Annotated in this window: 16 protein-coding genes; 10 read left to right on the top strand and 6 right to left on the bottom strand. The window is 54.1% G+C overall.

Translation table 11 applies throughout. From position 1 onward, the window contains the following. The first annotated feature begins 116 nt into the window (after positions 1-116). Positions 117-839: a DUF1775 domain-containing protein gene (locus D9N13_RS13225; RefSeq protein ID WP_290590838.1), complete on the top strand. Its 723-nt coding sequence runs from the start codon at positions 117-119 to the stop codon at positions 837-839. A 70-nt stretch (positions 840-909) separates the two neighbouring features. Here the strand turns inward: D9N13_RS13225 and D9N13_RS13220 are convergent, their stop codons facing one another. From D9N13_RS13220 to D9N13_RS13200, 5 genes are all read right to left on the bottom strand, one after another. Then, positions 910-2286, bottom strand: a complete 1377-nt coding sequence (locus D9N13_RS13220; RefSeq protein WP_290590835.1) for a DUF4299 family protein — start codon at positions 2284-2286, stop codon at positions 910-912. Positions 2287-2395: 109 nt separating this feature from the next. Next, positions 2396-2839 (bottom strand): hypothetical protein, encoded by a 444-nt coding sequence (locus D9N13_RS13215; RefSeq protein WP_290590832.1) that lies wholly within the window; start codon positions 2837-2839, stop codon positions 2396-2398. A gap of 151 nt (positions 2840-2990) precedes the next feature. After that, a complete protein-coding gene (gene tpx / locus D9N13_RS13210; RefSeq protein WP_290590829.1) occupies positions 2991-3485 on the bottom strand; it encodes a thiol peroxidase in 495 nt (164 codons plus the stop codon). Between the two features lie 220 nt (positions 3486-3705). Continuing rightward, positions 3706-5511, bottom strand: a complete 1806-nt coding sequence (gene typA / locus D9N13_RS13205; RefSeq protein WP_290590827.1) for a translational GTPase TypA — start codon at positions 5509-5511, stop codon at positions 3706-3708. A 198-nt stretch (positions 5512-5709) separates the two neighbouring features. Beyond that, complete coding sequence (locus D9N13_RS13200) at positions 5710-7272, bottom strand: hypothetical protein (RefSeq protein WP_290590824.1); 1563 nt, start codon at positions 7270-7272, stop codon at positions 5710-5712. Between the two features lie 237 nt (positions 7273-7509). Between D9N13_RS13200 and D9N13_RS13195 the strand changes: the two genes are divergently transcribed. From D9N13_RS13195 to D9N13_RS13175, 5 genes are all read left to right on the top strand, one after another. Next, the gene (locus tag D9N13_RS13195; protein WP_290590821.1) at positions 7510-8568 is read left to right on the top strand and encodes a tRNA (5-methylaminomethyl-2-thiouridylate)-methyltransferase; all 1059 of its coding nucleotides are present in this window, start codon (positions 7510-7512) and stop codon (positions 8566-8568) included. Between the two features lie 70 nt (positions 8569-8638). Then, positions 8639-9349 (top strand): energy transducer TonB, encoded by a 711-nt coding sequence (locus D9N13_RS13190; protein WP_290590818.1) that lies wholly within the window; start codon positions 8639-8641, stop codon positions 9347-9349. Between the two features lie 18 nt (positions 9350-9367). Further along, on the top strand, positions 9368-10096 hold the full coding sequence (locus tag D9N13_RS13185) for a MotA/TolQ/ExbB proton channel family protein (protein WP_290590815.1): 729 nt from the start codon (positions 9368-9370) through the stop codon (positions 10094-10096). A gap of 1 nt (position 10097) precedes the next feature. Continuing rightward, positions 10098-10511, top strand: a complete 414-nt coding sequence (locus D9N13_RS13180) for an ExbD/TolR family protein (protein WP_290590812.1) — start codon at positions 10098-10100, stop codon at positions 10509-10511. Between the two features lie 160 nt (positions 10512-10671). After that, positions 10672-11004 (top strand): hypothetical protein, encoded by a 333-nt coding sequence (locus D9N13_RS13175; protein WP_290590809.1) that lies wholly within the window; start codon positions 10672-10674, stop codon positions 11002-11004. 272 nt (positions 11005-11276) lie between these two features. On the opposite strand, the gene D9N13_RS13170 is transcribed toward D9N13_RS13175, so the two are convergent. Then, on the bottom strand, positions 11277-11744 hold the full coding sequence (locus D9N13_RS13170) for an aminoacyl-tRNA deacylase (protein WP_290590807.1): 468 nt from the start codon (positions 11742-11744) through the stop codon (positions 11277-11279). 164 nt (positions 11745-11908) lie between these two features. Between D9N13_RS13170 and D9N13_RS13165 the strand changes: the two genes are divergently transcribed. The 4 genes from D9N13_RS13165 to glnL all read left to right on the top strand — a co-directional run bounded on the left by D9N13_RS13165 (position 11909) and on the right by glnL (position 15986). Further along, positions 11909-12139, top strand: a complete 231-nt coding sequence (locus D9N13_RS13165; RefSeq protein WP_290590803.1) for a sulfurtransferase TusA family protein — start codon at positions 11909-11911, stop codon at positions 12137-12139. A 388-nt stretch (positions 12140-12527) separates the two neighbouring features. Beyond that, a complete protein-coding gene (glnA, locus tag D9N13_RS13160; protein WP_290590800.1) occupies positions 12528-13934 on the top strand; it encodes a glutamate--ammonia ligase in 1407 nt (468 codons plus the stop codon). A gap of 115 nt (positions 13935-14049) precedes the next feature. Further along, positions 14050-14574 (top strand): DUF4124 domain-containing protein, encoded by a 525-nt coding sequence (locus tag D9N13_RS13155; protein ID WP_290590797.1) that lies wholly within the window; start codon positions 14050-14052, stop codon positions 14572-14574. A 281-nt stretch (positions 14575-14855) separates the two neighbouring features. Beyond that, positions 14856-15986, top strand: a complete 1131-nt coding sequence (gene glnL / locus D9N13_RS13150; protein WP_290590794.1) for a nitrogen regulation protein NR(II) — start codon at positions 14856-14858, stop codon at positions 15984-15986.

Raw genomic sequence — 15986 nt, 5'->3', positions numbered from 1 at the left:
CGCTCACCGATTATGGCTGATCCAGAGAACGGTATTTTTTACATTGCTTCCCCCTACCCGCTCCCTTATATTCACCTTCCAAACAAAATTAGTCTCTATACGAAGGAGCTTTGATTATGTCACTCAGGAAGACAATCTCACTTTTACTGATTCCCTGTGCAATGGGCACCGCCAGCAACCTGTTTGCCCACGCCAACACCAAACCTAAAGATAACCTTGATACCTATTCCGGCCGCAGCTATCAGGAAAACAGCAGTGCTTATGTGGATCTGGTGCTGTCCCACGGATGTGATGGTGAAGCAACGGTGCACGCTGCCGTATTGTTGCCCAATGCCAACGACTTGAGCGGCAACACCTCCTCCGGCCCGGATGGCAACTATGCCGGCAATGCCTTGATGGGCGCCAAAGCCCAACTCAATGCCAATTGGAAACACATTGCCTACGGCAAGGGTAGCGTACCCACCTACTACCTTCGTGGTGAACAACAAGAGGATGTACGTGCCATTCACTGGCAACGGGGCTATGTGCCTGACGACGTCATCGAACTGCTGACCTTTCGCGCGGACACCCCCAAACTGGAGGGTTGTGTATCCAAACTGAAAGTTAACATTCCCACGGTTCAGTACTGCACACACGGTAAAGTAAAGGCCTGGATCAAACAGCCCACTGCCGTTTTTGGTGAGGAGGTTATTTCCGCAGGTTTTTCGCCTTCCATCGACGTGGTGCGTGACACCGTCAACAATCCTCTTCCCGAAGAATGTGGCGCCGGTATCGAAGTGGAAGCGTACCCCACCAACGAGGAAATCGATCAGTATCTAAGTCGGCAAAGAAAGCCATAAAACAGCGCCGGCAACCACAGTAACCGGGCGCTGTTTCTAAAGCAGCGCCCGGTTGTTGCAGACCAATCCTTTATTCACCGGCCAAGCCCAGGAACATGGCCAAGCCCACCAGTGCCCGCTTCTCTTCCTTGCTGATCTTACTGCCGAACATACCGAGAAAGCCACCGGACGCTTCCGCCACCGACTTGCCGATGCTCAACATGGAAACCTTGAATTTGTGGGACTCTTCGGCGCTCAGCTTGCCATCAAGCACTCTCAAAATCTGCTCGAGCTTTTCCTTGGCATCCACCTCCTGCTTGAGAAACGCACCAATCATCCCTTCAAAATCGGACACAACGTGCACCATGACTTTCTGCATGAGTTCGCTGTCGGTAATGATGCCTTTCAACAATTCCACCTGAAACGCTTTGACTTCCTTTTTATCGATGGAACCATCCGCCGCCGCCACAATGCAGAAAACCGCAATCGGCGCGTAAGCCAGTAATTTAATATCATCATCGGAAAGCGGGCCAGCGGCTGCGGCCTGACCCGCTTCGGCAAAAGGATCATTGTGCGGATCGAAGCCATATTCAAACATATCATCCACTGCGATTTCCGCCGCATGCCGCTGCAGCCGCTGCCATTCATCCCCACTCAATCCCGGCGCAAGCAGTACATTTTCACTTATCCATTGCGCCCGCTCGCCAATCATTCGTGCCAGCTCATGCAGAGGCACAAACTGTTGTTTTCGCTCATCATCATTACGGGAAAGATCCGCGTCACTCACCAGGGTGATCAGGGTATTCTTGTCAACAAACAACGTTGGCACCCCTTCCGTATAGGTGCTGAGCCGAACGTTGCGGTCACCTTGTTTGTTGCCCAGGACGATGATGGTGGCCTGATACACATCCTCTTTATCGAAATAGTTGAGCTTCTTTAAGCGGGCGAAAAATTCCTGTGCCACACGGGACTTGTCTTGCGTCATCTGGGTAAATACGCGCTTACCCAATTCCATGGTGCGGTTTACACCCGAGAGCTTGATCGACGATTCCGGGTTACGGGTATAGGATTGCAGAATTGCCGCCAGACAACTTTTGCAATGGTCTTTCAGCCAGGCCTCTCCGTAGGCCGCCTGGAAATCCGGTAACGTCATCTCCTCGTTATCTTCCGGTTCAATCCGTGTGCCATGCAAGCTGGCCACGGCTTCCACCAGTTTAAGCGCCAGGCGATAATCATCCGGTGAACTGGCGGCAAATATTCGTACCTGGAGTACTTCATCACTGTAATCCACCTCCAGGGCCCGCGCCGACACCTCATCACGATAGACATAGGTGAGCCCCTGAGGCCAGGCATCGGCCTGCGGTTGCGGATAACCTTCAACGAAGCGAACATCATTGTATCCAGTGGCGGCCATGACTTTAGCCACATCCAGTTGAGGGATTGGTTTGAGATAAAAAGAATGACTCATTGGGTGACCTTTTATTAGTGTATAAATATTATTATTCAGGCATAAATATAAGCATTACGGTGCAAAGCATCCGCAACAGCCTTCATGGGTATGACCAGCACGCAGAATGTTACTGGCTGCCCCAGATAAAGTTGCATTTGAATCCGTAGCGAAACAAGGCGTAATACTGGAACAGTAACAACGGCAGCAGTACCACCAGCAGCAGGACAACCACCATCACCAGGCTTGCCGCCTGGTCCGGCTGCAGGGTGTCCGTTGTGGCAATACTGTATGCATCGTAGCCCATCACCATCGGCAACGCCAACTTCCATACAACGGGCACCAGCAGGCGCTTTTGATATGCGAATCCATACAGGCCCGATAATACAATGCCATAGATAACGCTCTCCAACGCCAGGTCGCCGTACTGCACTTCCTCCCCGGCGAGCATCCCCAATAGCGATAACGCTTCCAGTGTCAGCATCAACCAGAAGAAACACTTCCAACGTTTTTTGGGTCGCTCAGTGTGTTCCCCCAACAGCTCCGCTGCCGGTGCCTGATACACATTCGTCACCGTTCCATTCTCCTGTTCACACCCGCTCTTTTCAGAATAGACTACTCGTCGGGAAGCCACGCCGGGCAGCGGCGCTTCCCCATAAAAAAAGCCTGCGGTCTTTTAACCACAGGCCTTTTACTGTTCCGGTGAAAGCTGATCTCACTGCTGATCAGAGCACCGCCAGTGCCGCTGCATAATCAGGTTCATCGGCGATCTCTCCCACCTGCTCCGAGTGCAGCACCCTGCCGTTTTCATCAAGCACAACCACCGCACGGGACAACAACCCAACCAACGGGCCGGTCTTGAACGTGACACCGAAATCGTTGCCAAAGGTAGAGCGGAAGGTGGATCCCACTTTAACATTCTCAATGCCTTCCGCACCGCAGAAGCGCGTCAGGGCAAAGGGCAAATCCGCTGCCACACACACCACCACGGTGTTATCCAGTGCCGCTGCTTTTTGATTGAAGGTGCGTACCGATGTTGCGCAGGTAGGGGTATCGATGGAAGGAAAAATATTCAGAATAACGCGTTTACCCACCAGGGATTCAGAGGTGAGTTCCGACAGATCTCCCTGCACCAGGGTAAAAGCCGGAGCCTGACTGCCCGGCGCCGGTAATTCACCAATGGTTTCTATGGGATTACCTTGTAATGTAACCGTTGCCATATTGCGATCCTTATCAATTGCGTCAATTGCGTTTACTGAGACGGGCCTAAAGACCCTACATAAGACAAGGCATGCCGTACTGCTCGCTTGCCTTGCCAACAAAAACTGCCCCGTCATTATGCGCCATCACACTCAGCATTCATAATCGATACACATTCTGACCATAAAAAAAGCGGCTGTTGACACTGCCAGCAGCCGCTTTATTCCGCGCCGGTATACCTTACTTGGGCGCGCGCTTGCGTTCGTTTTCTTTCAGCAATTTTTTACGGATACGAATGGATTCCGGCGTGACTTCAACCAGCTCGTCCTTATCGATAAAGTCCAGCGCCTGCTCCAGGGAATAGCGAATCGGCGGCGTCAGTACAATGTTCTCATCAGTACCGGCGGCACGAATGTTGGTGAGCTGCTTGGCCTTGGTGGGGTTCACCACCAGATCGTTGCCCCGGGAGTGAATGCCGATCACCTGACCTTCATACACCTCCACTGCCGGATCGATCATCAGGCGCCCACGTTCCTGCAGGTTGAACAACGCGTAGCCCAAAGTTTTGCCGGTGATCATGGAGATCAACACCCCATTCTGGCGCTTGGTGACCTCGCCCTCTTTCATGGGGCCGTAGTGGCTGAACGTGGAGTTCATAATACCGGTGCCGGAGGTGAGGGTCAGGAACTCGGAACGGAAGCCGATCAAACCACGGGACGGGGCGATGAAGTCCATGCGCACACGACCTTTGCCATCGGGCACCATATCACTCATTTCGGCTTTGCGCAGACCCAGCTGCTCCATGATAGATCCCTGGTGCTGCTCTTCGATGTCAATCATCAACTGTTCGTAGGGTTCCTGCTTTTCACCCTCGATTTCCTTGATGATAACTTCCGGGCTGCCCACCGCCAATTCGAAGCCTTCACGGCGCATGTTTTCGATCAACACCGACAGATGCAACTCACCCCGGCCGGACACACGAAAACGATCGGGGCTGTCGGTATCTTCCACCCGCAACGCCACATTGTGAATCAACTCTTTTTCCAGGCGCTCACGAATATTGCGCGAGGTGACGAACTTACCTTCCTTGCCGGCAAAAGGCGAGGTGTTGACCTGGAAGATCATGCTCACGGTGGGCTCATCCACCGTTAACGGCGGCAATGCCTCCGGTTTGTCCGGTGCACACACCGTGTCGGAGATAAACAGCTCGTCGATGCCGGTAATGCATACGATATCCCCGGCAGTGGCTTCCGACACTTCCACTCGATCCAGGCCCAGGTGACCCATGATCTTGAGGATTTTGCCGTTACGCACTTTGCCATTGCGATCCACGACTTTAACCGGGGAGCCGGCCTTGATTTTGCCGCGCTTGATGCGGCCGATACCGATAACCCCCAGGAAACTGGAGTAATCCAGGGAGCTGATCTGCATCTGGAAAGGTCCATCCAGATCCACTTCCGGTGGCGATACCTTTTCCACGATGGCCTCAAACAACGGATTCATGTCTTCCGCCATGGCATCGGCATCCAGACCGGCAATACCGTTCAAGGCAGAGGCATAGATCACGGGGAAGTCCAGTTGCTCGTCTGTCGCACCCAATCGGTCGAACAGATCAAATACCTGATCCATTACCCAGTCAGGGCGGGCACCGGGGCGATCGATCTTGTTGATCACCACAATGGGGTTCAATCCCTGGGCAAAGGCTTTCTGAGTCACAAAACGGGTCTGGGGCATGGGGCCGTCTACGGCATCCACCAGCAGCAGCACGGAATCCACCATGGACATCACCCGCTCAACCTCGCCCCCGAAATCGGCGTGCCCGGGAGTGTCCACAATATTAATATGGTAATCGTTCCAGCGAATGGCGGTGTTTTTGGCCAGGATGGTGATCCCACGCTCTTTTTCCAAATCATTGGAATCCATCAAGCGCTCCCCTTCGTCTTTGCGACCCAGGGTGCCGGATTGTTGTAACAGCTTGTCAACCAAGGTGGTTTTACCATGGTCAACGTGCGCGATGATGGCGATATTACGGATTTTCTCGATCACAAACTTACAGCCTCAGCCCTAATACACTACTTTAAGGCGGCGGAGTATACAGGAATTGGGGGGCAACCGTGCAGCATGTTCTTACAAATAGGCAACAAATTTACCAGTTTTCGGCCGCCGGGGTGTGATTACAGAAGGAAAGGGATCAGGAAAGGCCTGATGCAGAGCGTTTCCGCACAGGCCTTTCCGAGCCGGGCATTATTCAACAATCACCAATTGGGCACTGTAGCCGCCGATGGTGTTGTTGGTCAGGGTCAGGACCGCCGGTGGCGTGGTCACGGAATCCACTGTATAGGAGCCATCCGAATTGGTCGTGCCCGTTCCTCCGGAGAGGGACCAACTGTAGTCAGAGGCACCATAGGTAAGGGTGGTCCAACGGGTGGCCGGGCGGAAAGTCTGAGCCACGCTGAAATCGATAATGGCATTGGCGATGTACTCGCCGTTGGGGCCGGTAATCTCAATCAATTCATTGGTCAGCTCCTCGATGGGCGCGCCGGTACCCGGCGACAGATCATCGCCATCGATGTCGGTGAAAAGCCGGTATGAGTTGGTGGTGGACTTGGAAGAAAAAATCACTTGATGATCCCCTACCCTGGGCACAAACGCGAAGCGATAAACGTACTGGTTGTCCAGATCAATCCGCTCTTCCACTGCATTGATTTGATTGGCAATGAGGGATTCAGCATAGCTGTATTCGCCAGCCACCAGGGTCAGGTTATCGGTTGCTTCCGCCAGCACGGACAACGGCGTGTACGTTTCACCAACGGCAGTGCCGCCCACCACATAGTAAAACACCGGTTTATATTGATAGCGGGTGTTACTGGTGGAGGCACCGGTGTATTTGACAAACGCCTGCGACTGAATCGCTTTGGACATGGTTTCAACATCCATCTCCAGGGATGTCTCGGAACCGGAGGAGAAGATCACCAACTGACTGAGGGCGATGCCGTTTTTGCTGGCACGGTCCACCAGATCATTGTCGCCATCGGCATCAAACGCATAATCATCTTTGTTGTAGCGGCCGATTGCTTCCACCACGGTACGGTGAATGCTGGTGCCATAGCCCAGGTCCACGGCGTCATACAGGGTGACAATCTGATCCAGCAAACCATTCAGTGTCCCTATGTCGTTAGTGAAGCCGGAGGTCAGCTCCCTCGGCTCATTGGCAAACACCCAGAGCGTGAATTGCTGTGACGCGATCATCGGGTTGGAACTCAGCTGCACCTGAGCCAGATAGGTTTTCGCCTCATCCACCAGCGCCTGCATGCTCACATCCGACATACTGCCACTGATATCAAATACCAGCGCGGTCTGCAGACTGGTGGGCACACCGATCACTTTCTGCAACAGGGGAAAACTTTCCGCCGGGGAGATCTCAATGCCGTCCACCTTAACCGAGTAGTTGGCAACCTGGGCATTGGCCACTGGTTGCAGGGTGGCGGACGCCACCGGGCTGATCAAATAGGATTTGATCCATGGCGCATCATAATCCGATGCGAACACGCCGTCCTGATCTGCCCCTGAAAACTCTTTGAAACTCTCGTACACGCTCAGTGGCAGATAACTGATGCCATCGGAGTTCGTCGGAGTGGATTCATCATCCTGCTCTTGCTCCTGCTCTTCAGTGGAATCGGAAATGGTGCGCTGATTCTCAGAGTCGTCATCCTCAAAGACATCACTGCCCCCACCGCCGCCACCGCAACCCGCCAGCAAGAAAACGGGCAACAGCAAGCCTGCCGCCAGATATTTATAGTTCCCCATTGATTTCACCTTAACTTGAATTATAAGTGTCATTCCTTAGTCACGCTGAAAACGCCGGAACAGGCCGGTCTGTTTTCACACGGAGCCAGTATAACCAAAGGTTCTAGCGAACTTAAAGTGAAAGAACGTAAACGTCTGTACGATGACTTTTCAGCGGTTTTCTGTATAATGCGCGGCCCTTAATTCAATACAGTCTCTTTACGAGATCCCTGAACCAGATAGTGGGTATCCATGGCTATGCAACGAAAAGCAATTGCTCTGATTTCCGGTGGGCTGGACTCTATGCTGGCGGTAAAAGCCGTTCAAAAACAAGGCATTATTGTCGAAGGCGTCAATTTTTACACCGGTTTCTGCGTTGAGGGCCACACCCACGCCATCCGCAAGAAAGACAAGGAAAAACAGAAGCGCAACAACGCCTTATGGGTGGCGGAGCAGCTGGGCATCCGCATGAACATTGTGGACATTTCAGAAGAATACAAAAAGATTGTATTGAACCCCCAGCATGGCTACGGCGCCAACCTGAACCCCTGCCTGGACTGCAAGATTTTCATGGTGGACAAAGCCCGGGCCATGCTCAACAAAGCCCGAGAGATCGCCGATGACAAAGGCTTTGATTTTATCATTACCGGCGAAGTTATAGGGCAGCGCCCAAAATCCCAGCGCAAGGAAACCATGCCGTTGATTGCCCGGGAATCCGGCGCCGAAGACCGCCTGCTGCGCCCCCTGTGCGCCAAATTGCTGCCCCCCACCCTGCCGGAACGGGAGGGCTGGGTAGACCGGGATCAGTTGTACGATTTCAACGGCCGCAATCGCAAACCGCAGATCGCCCTGGCACAGGAATTCGGCCTGGAGGACTTTGCCCAGCCCAGTGGCGGTTGCTGCTTCCTAACCGATGAAAGCTATTCCCGCAAACTGGCGGACCTGTGGACCGCCCGCGGCCGCAAGGATTACGAACTGGACGACATCATGCTGTTAAAGGTGGGGCGCCATATCCGCCCTGCCCGGCATTACAAGGTCATCATCAGCCGGGAAGAAGGGGAGAACAATTTTCTGAGCGGCTATAAAAAGCAGTTCCATTCCATCAAGTGCGTCAGCCACGGTGGGCCACTGAGCCTGGTGGACGGTGCTCCCACAAAGGATGACCTGCTCACCGCCGCACGCATTGCCACCCGCTTCAGCCAGGGCAAGCACAGCGAGCGGGTGACCGTTGAAATTCAGGACAAAAATGGCGTGGCCCAGCTGCTGGAGGTGGCCCCCATGCCGGCCGACGACATCCAGCAGGCCTGGTACGTGTAACCACTAGAAATGAGAACAATTATCATTTATAGTGGGCGCCTGTGTAAGTCGCCGATGGGTTGTACGGATTGTGGAAAGCAAATGGGTTAACAGTCTGGCACTGGTGGTGGTGTTGCTGATTCACGGCGGCGCCCTGGCCACCGCGTCTCTCTGGCCACCGTCAGCGCCCGTTGCTGACCAACTGCCAACCATCAATGGCGTACTCATCGATGCACCGCCTGCGGATGTGGTACAACCCCCTGCCGCTGCCAGCAAACCACCGCAGCCCGAGCCGCAACCGAAAGAAAAACCAATACTCTCTGAGCCCAAACCCGAGCCTGAACCAAAGCCCGAGCCCAAGCCCAAGCCGGTGGAAAAACCGCAGACTAAAGCGCAGCCGGAAAAGGCCGTCACACCACCGCCCGAGCCTCCCGCCGAAACCGTGGCGGCCGACCCACCGCCACCAAAAACCACCGCCGCCACCCAGGCCACACCCAATTCCGCGGCGGGGGCACCGGTTACCGTACCCCGGATTGATGCCAAGCACCGTAATAACCCGGCACCGGCTTATCCCCGATTATCCCGCCGCCGGGGCGAAGAAGGCACCGTCGTTCTGGAGCTGATGGTACTGAAAGACGGTACCGTGGAAGAGATCACGATCAAGGAGTCCAGCGGCTACCCACGACTGGACAAGTCCGCCATGGAGGCGGTACGCCGCTGGAAATACAACCCCGCCACCCGTGGCGGACAACCCATTGACTATCGATATTTGCAACCGGTCACCTTCAGTTTGAAAGGCTGACCCAAAAGGAGCGTAAGCATGGATAACAATCCCTACGGCATCGCCGCCCTGTGGCAACAGGGTGATCCCGTCATTAAAGGCGTGGCCATTATTCTGTTGGCCATGTCCGTGCTTTCCTGGTATGTGATGCTGGTGCGCACAGTGGGCCTGTTGCGTCTGCGGCGGGTGGCCAACAGCACCCAAAACTTCTGGCATGCCCGCAGCCTGGGTGAAGGGTTGCAGATCATCAGCAGCGGACGCCAGCAAAACCCGTTTCACAAACTGGTGGAAGATGGCCAGACCGCATTGGACCACCATGTCAATCATCATGAGGACCTGCACGGCAAGCTGCCGTTGGCCGACTGGCTGACCACCAGTCTGCGCGGTTCCATTGATGAGGGCAGCGAGCGTTTGCAGAAGGGCCTGTCGATTCTGGCTTCGGTGGGCAGCACTGCGCCATTCATCGGCCTGTTCGGTACGGTTTGGGGGATTTATCACGCCTTGGTGGGCATCGGCGTATCCGGCCAGGCCAGCATCGATAAAGTGGCCGGCCCGGTGGGTGAAGCCCTGATCATGACGGCATTTGGGCTGGCAGTGGCCATTCCCGCAGTGCTGGGCTACAACGGGCTGCAACGCCAGAACAAATTGATCCTGGGGCGCCTGAACCGCTTCGCCCATCAATTGCATGCCTTCTACCTGACCGGCTCCCCCATCGCCAGAAACAACAGCAAAAATGTCACGCCCTTTTCCAAGCGGGAGGCGAAATAACATGGCCTTCGGCAGCGGACTGGACGACAACGACGAAGCCATGAGCGAGATCAACATGACCCCCCTGGTGGACGTCATGCTGGTATTGCTGATTATATTCATTATTACGGTTCCGGTGCTCACCCATTCCGTCAAGGTGGACCTGCCCCAGGCCAGCAACACGCCCAATGAACTGAAGCCGGAAACCATTGCCATCAGCGTCACTGCCGAAGGCGACATTCACTGGAACGATGATGTCATCGCGTTCGCTGAACTGGAATCCAGGCTGGCGCAAGAAGCCGGTAAAGCCGAACAAGCGGAAATTCACCTGCGGGGCGACAAAGACGTGACTTACGAACACGTCATTAAAGTGATGGCAGCAGTGCAACGGGCGGGGCTGGAAAAGTTGGGGTTTGTCACTCAGCCGAATGAATGATGACTCCTGCGCCGGGGGTGAAAAGCCTGCCCGTTTCCAATAAAACAGGCACTGACAAAGCAGTTCCACACGCCAGCCAGCGTTACATTTATGCGTCACTGCAGAACTGGAACTAAATCATGAAAGACATCAGTGTTTTATCGATTTGACTGAAGATCATATGAATCCTGTTCAACCAATTGTGCAAAGAGTTCTGTTGGCCACAGGCTTTGGCTTTATCGTTTTCTTCTCGTTTGTATTGCTGTCCGCTTTTCTGGTTCGCAACGACACCCAGTTTCAGCGACTCCTGTACCAACAGGATTTCACATATCTTTATCAAATCGGCATGATTGCAACAGTTTGCGCCTTTGCCGCCTATTGCGGGGGAGCTTCACGTATCAAAGTATTGATAAAAACTGTTTTTTTATTGCCTGGAAGCGCCAGCCCATGGGTGACATCGATATACTGGGTATCCATAGTCAGCCTCTACTTCAGTCTGTTCTTTTCTCGATAGATAGTTGTGCGCACTGTGTCTCTATTCTTAGGAGCAACACATTAAAAGGATAGAACGCATGGAACCTAATTATGCACACGTACCAGCAAGCCTGGATCAGTGCGACAAGGAAGCTCTGAATAAAATCAATGCAATGGACATGTTACCCACCAAACCGATCTGGGCATTTACATCGGCGACATCGAGAACGGGAAAGACTTCCAGTAACGACCAAACCTGCCCTCAAAAACCAACACTGGCTATATAAGCTGACGCAGGCATCCAGGCCTCCTTTAATGTGTCACAGCAAAATTACACAGGGTGGGTTTCACCAAACGCTTGAACACCCCGGTGTCCATTTTTATCACTTCTGTGTGCGTACCGGCGTTGAAAGCGATCCAGTCCGCCCCCAGCAGCGACTCATCCATGTACACCGGCATACGGTAAAGCTCACCCAATGGCGGCATGCCGCCCAGCTCACACAGTGGAAAGCGATCGGCAAACTCACTCTCCTCCGCCAGCCGCAAGGTTTCAGCCTGCAACAGATCCTGCAACACCCGGCAATCCACGTGCTGATGAGCCGGTAACACTGCCATCACCAGCTCACCATCGGCATTGCAGATCACCGTCTTGGCCAAATTGGCCGCCGGTATATGACTGGATTGGGAAACCTCGAGCGAAGTAACCGCGGGCGCGTGATTGCAGGCATGATAATCAACTTTGTTCTGATCAAGATATTCAGTAACGGATCGGACTGGCATGGCACACCTCCTGTGTCTCCATTGGCCCAGGTGCTGACAACCTTTTAAAGATAAGCCTTAAACCTGCCGCAGGGAAAGAATGTTCCCGCATAAAAGCCACCCCATACAGGACATATATTCTTAAGCATCGGTAATGGTTATCATAGGCGCCCGGAGGATCTGCCATGAACCAACAACAACTCGATGCCCGTGGGCTATTGTGCCCGATGCCGGTCATCAAAACCCAGAATGCCGTCCAGCAACTGCAACCGGGGGACCAGCTTCAGGTGCTGGCCACCGACCCCGGTGTACTGCACGACATCCCCGCCTGGTGCCGGGTAAATGGCCATAAAGTGATCTCCAGTCAGGAGCTTGACCGGGAAATCACCATTGTGATCGAGGTCTGCGAATCCTAGCGCCCCAAATAGGGGCGTGACGCACCACATTGGACCACAACGGCTTCCGGCCGCCCTTTATTGGTGCAGGTTGTTTTTTCACTACAGCTCAAGGCCTTGAACAGGCTGTATTATGGCCTGTGCACGCCTCTCTGGAGCCCGCACCATTAGTGGGCTGCGTCAGTGACCAAAAAAAACTTCCGATTACTGACCTGAGCCCCTTTCAACTCAAAATCCAATGGCATATATTTTGCTTTCCTGTGAGGCAAGACCAATACATCCGCATTGTGGATCGACTAATTCTTCGCAACTGTCGGTTGGGGCTGTCGACACCCCAGGGGGATTCGGCAGAGACTTCTTCACTTGGTCACACCCCCTAATCTCAATATCCATTGGAGGACACACAAGAATGTCTGCAAAGACCACTTCTCTTATCAAAGAAAATAATGTTCGCTGGGTTGATCTGCGATTCACCGATTCTCGCGGTAAAGAACAACACGTTTCCCTGCCGGTTGGCGAAATCGGAGACGACTTCTTCACTGACGGTAAAATGTTTGACGGCTCCTCAATCGCCGGCTGGAAAGGCATCAACGAATCCGACATGATCCTGATGCCGGATGACAGCACTGCGGTAATCGATCCTTTTACCGACGAAACCACCCTGAACCTGCGCTGCGACATCGTTGAACCTTCCTCCATGCAAGGTTACGAGCGCGATCCCCGCTCTGTTGGCCGTCGTGCAGAAGAGTACCTGAAGTCCACCGGCATCGCCGATGGCTGCCTGTTTGGCCCGGAGCCCGAATTCTTCGTTTTCGATTCCGTACAATGGAAATCCGACATGAGCGGCTCCATGTACTCTATCCATTCCGAAGAGGCGGCCTGGGTATCCAATGAAGATTTCGACCGTGCCAACATCGGTCACCGCCCAGGTGTTAAAGGCGGTTACTTCCCCGTTCCTCCCGTTGATTCCCTCCATGACCTGCGTGCCGCCATGTGTGCCGCTATGGAGCAAATGGGATTGCACATCGAAGTACACCACCACGAAGTGGGCACCGCGGGCCAGTGTGAGATCGGCGTTGGCCCCAACAGCCTGGTAGCCAAGGCAGACGAAGTACAGATCCTCAAGTACTGCGTACACAACGTGGCCCATGCCTACGGCAAAACCGCCACCTTCATGCCCAAGCCGCTGGTAGGTGACAACGGCTCCGGTATGCACTGCCACCAGTCTCTGTCCAAAGACGGCAAAAACCTGTTTGCCGGTGACGAGTACGCCGGTCTGTCCAAAGAAGCCCTGTACTACATCGGCGGCATCATCAAGCACGCGCGCGCGATCAACGCCTTCACCAACGCTTCCACCAACTCTTACAAGCGTCTGGTACCCGGCTTTGAAGCGCCTGTTATGCTGGCTTACTCTGCCCGTAACCGTTCTGCTTCCATCCGTATACCCTGGGTTAGCAGCGCGAAAGCCCGCCGTATCGAAGTTCGCTTCCCTGACCCAACCGCCAACCCCTACCTGGGCTTTGCCGCCATGCTGATGGCCGGTCTGGACGGGATCAAGAACAAGATTCACCCCGGCGATGCTGCGGACAAGGATCTGTACGACCTGCCGGCCGAAGAGGCCGCTGCGATCCCAACGGTAGCGTCCACCCTGTCCCAGGCTCTGGATGCACTGGAAGCGGACAGCGACTTCCTCACCGAAGGCGGCGTGTTCACCGAAGACATGCTCGGTGGTTACATTGACCTGAAACGCGGCGAAGTAGAACGCCTGAACATGACCACTCACCCGGTTGAGTTCGACATGTACTACTCTTGCTAAGCGCCTGAGCGATCCTGCAGGAACGGAAAAAGCTCCCATTTTTGGGAGCTTTTTTTGTATAAGGAACTCTAAATGGTTTTTAATGAGTAAATAACCACGACCATGGAGCAGCAAGATGATCCGCACCCCGGCGATAGTGGCCATCCTGGCCCTGATTAGCACCCCTGTCCTGGCGGCCAAGGTGTATAAGTACACCGACGACAGCGGCAACACCGTATTTACCGATGAACCGGTCAAGGGCGCGGAAGAGCTGGATGTTCAGCCTGTTCCCACCATACCCGCCATCATTCCCAAGGTGGATACCGCACCGGCCACGGAAACGGAAGCGGAATTCAGCTACAACAAGATGACCATCATTCTCCCCGGTGACGGCGAGCATTTCGTTAACAACGGTGGGGAAGTGACCGTGCAGGTGGCCTTATCCCCTGCCCTGCGCAATACCGACAAACTGCAGCTGTTTTTCAATGGTTCAGCCTACGGCGAGCCGAAGCGAACCAACACATTCAAGCTCAACAATCTGGATCGCGGGGAATACGCAGCCTATGTGGCCGCCATTGACAATAAAGGCAAAGAAGTAGGTAAAAGCGACACCGTAACCTTTTATGTGAAGCGATCCGCAGTCGGTGGCCCCAAAAAGTAACTCCCGCAATTTGCTTGCACCATATTGGTTCACAGACAAGCGACCATAGCCTAATATTCCTCCTTAACTGCACTTGGGAAACCCAATAGAGGGCATCCCAAGTGCCCATGTACCAATTCAACTCGTAATTCACCGACTTGCCAGCGCCAAAAGAGGGATTTTGTTGCGGCTAAGGATCACGATTTTGGCCCTTTCTCCTGCTTTGCGCACCAAAGTCTACCCACCGCCACATAGGTGGTTTGGATTTTGCATTGGCTACTTCCATAGCTTTTGAGGTCCACATGAATCCAGTGAATACAGTAAGGGTATCAACCAATTACGATCAGTCCCGTCGCCTGATGGACCACCTCACCACCGCTGTGGTGTTGCTGGACGAACAACTGAAAGTTCAATTCGTTAATCCCGCGGCCGAGCAGTTGATGGCCGCCAGCTCCTCACAACTGGCGGGCATGGCCATTAACATGCTGATTCACGACAAAGACCAGACCACCCAGGCGGATCTGGAAACCGCGCTGCGTGACCTGCACCCCTTCACCAAACGGGAAGCCCAGGTCTATATACTGAACAACCCGCAGCAGGCCACGGTGGACTACACCATTACACCGATTCGGGAAAACACCCACACCCACAGCCTGTTACTGGAACTGCGGCCACTGGACCGGCTGATGCGTATCAGTCGGGAAGACAACCTGATCAACGCCCACCATGCCACCCGGGCCCTGGTGCGCGGGGTAGCCCATGAAGTCAAGAATCCTCTTGGGGGGATACGTGGCGCAGCACAGCTTCTGGCAAGGGAACTGCCGGATGACTCCCTGCGGGAATACACTGACATCATCATCGCCGAAGTGGACCGTCTGCGAAACCTGGTGGACCAGATGCTTGGGCCCCGCAAATTACCGAAATGGGCGCAGATCAATATCCACGAGATTCTGGAGCGGGTGCGCTCGGTATTGACCGCCGAAACCGGCGACCCGGTGGTAATTGAACGGGATTACGACCCCAGCCTGCCGGAAATGTGCGGCGATAAGGATCAATTGATTCAGGCCATCCTGAACATTGTGCGCAACGCCAAACAGGCTCTGATGGACGATGAGGAGCAGAAAAACCCAACGGTGATTCTGCGCACCCGCGCCCTGCGCCAGTTCACCATCGGCCATACCCGGCACCGCCTGATCCTACTGGTGGAAATCGAAGACAACGGCCCGGGCATCAGTCAGGAAATGCAGGAAACGATGTTTTATCCCATGATCAGTGGCCGCGCCAGCGGGACTGGTCTGGGACTTTCAATCTCGCAATCCATTATTAATCAACACCACGGGTTGGTGGAATGCGAAAGCAGCCCGGGTAAAACCACTTTTAGACTATTGCTGCCTCTGGAACAACCGGAAGAGCAAACCAATGTTGGAGCGTAG

It is taken from the genome of Ketobacter sp. GenoA1, assembly GCF_003671475.1.
GTDB lineage: Bacteria > Pseudomonadota > Gammaproteobacteria > Pseudomonadales > Ketobacteraceae > Ketobacter.
This window is presented reverse-complemented; position numbering and strand designations above follow the sequence as displayed.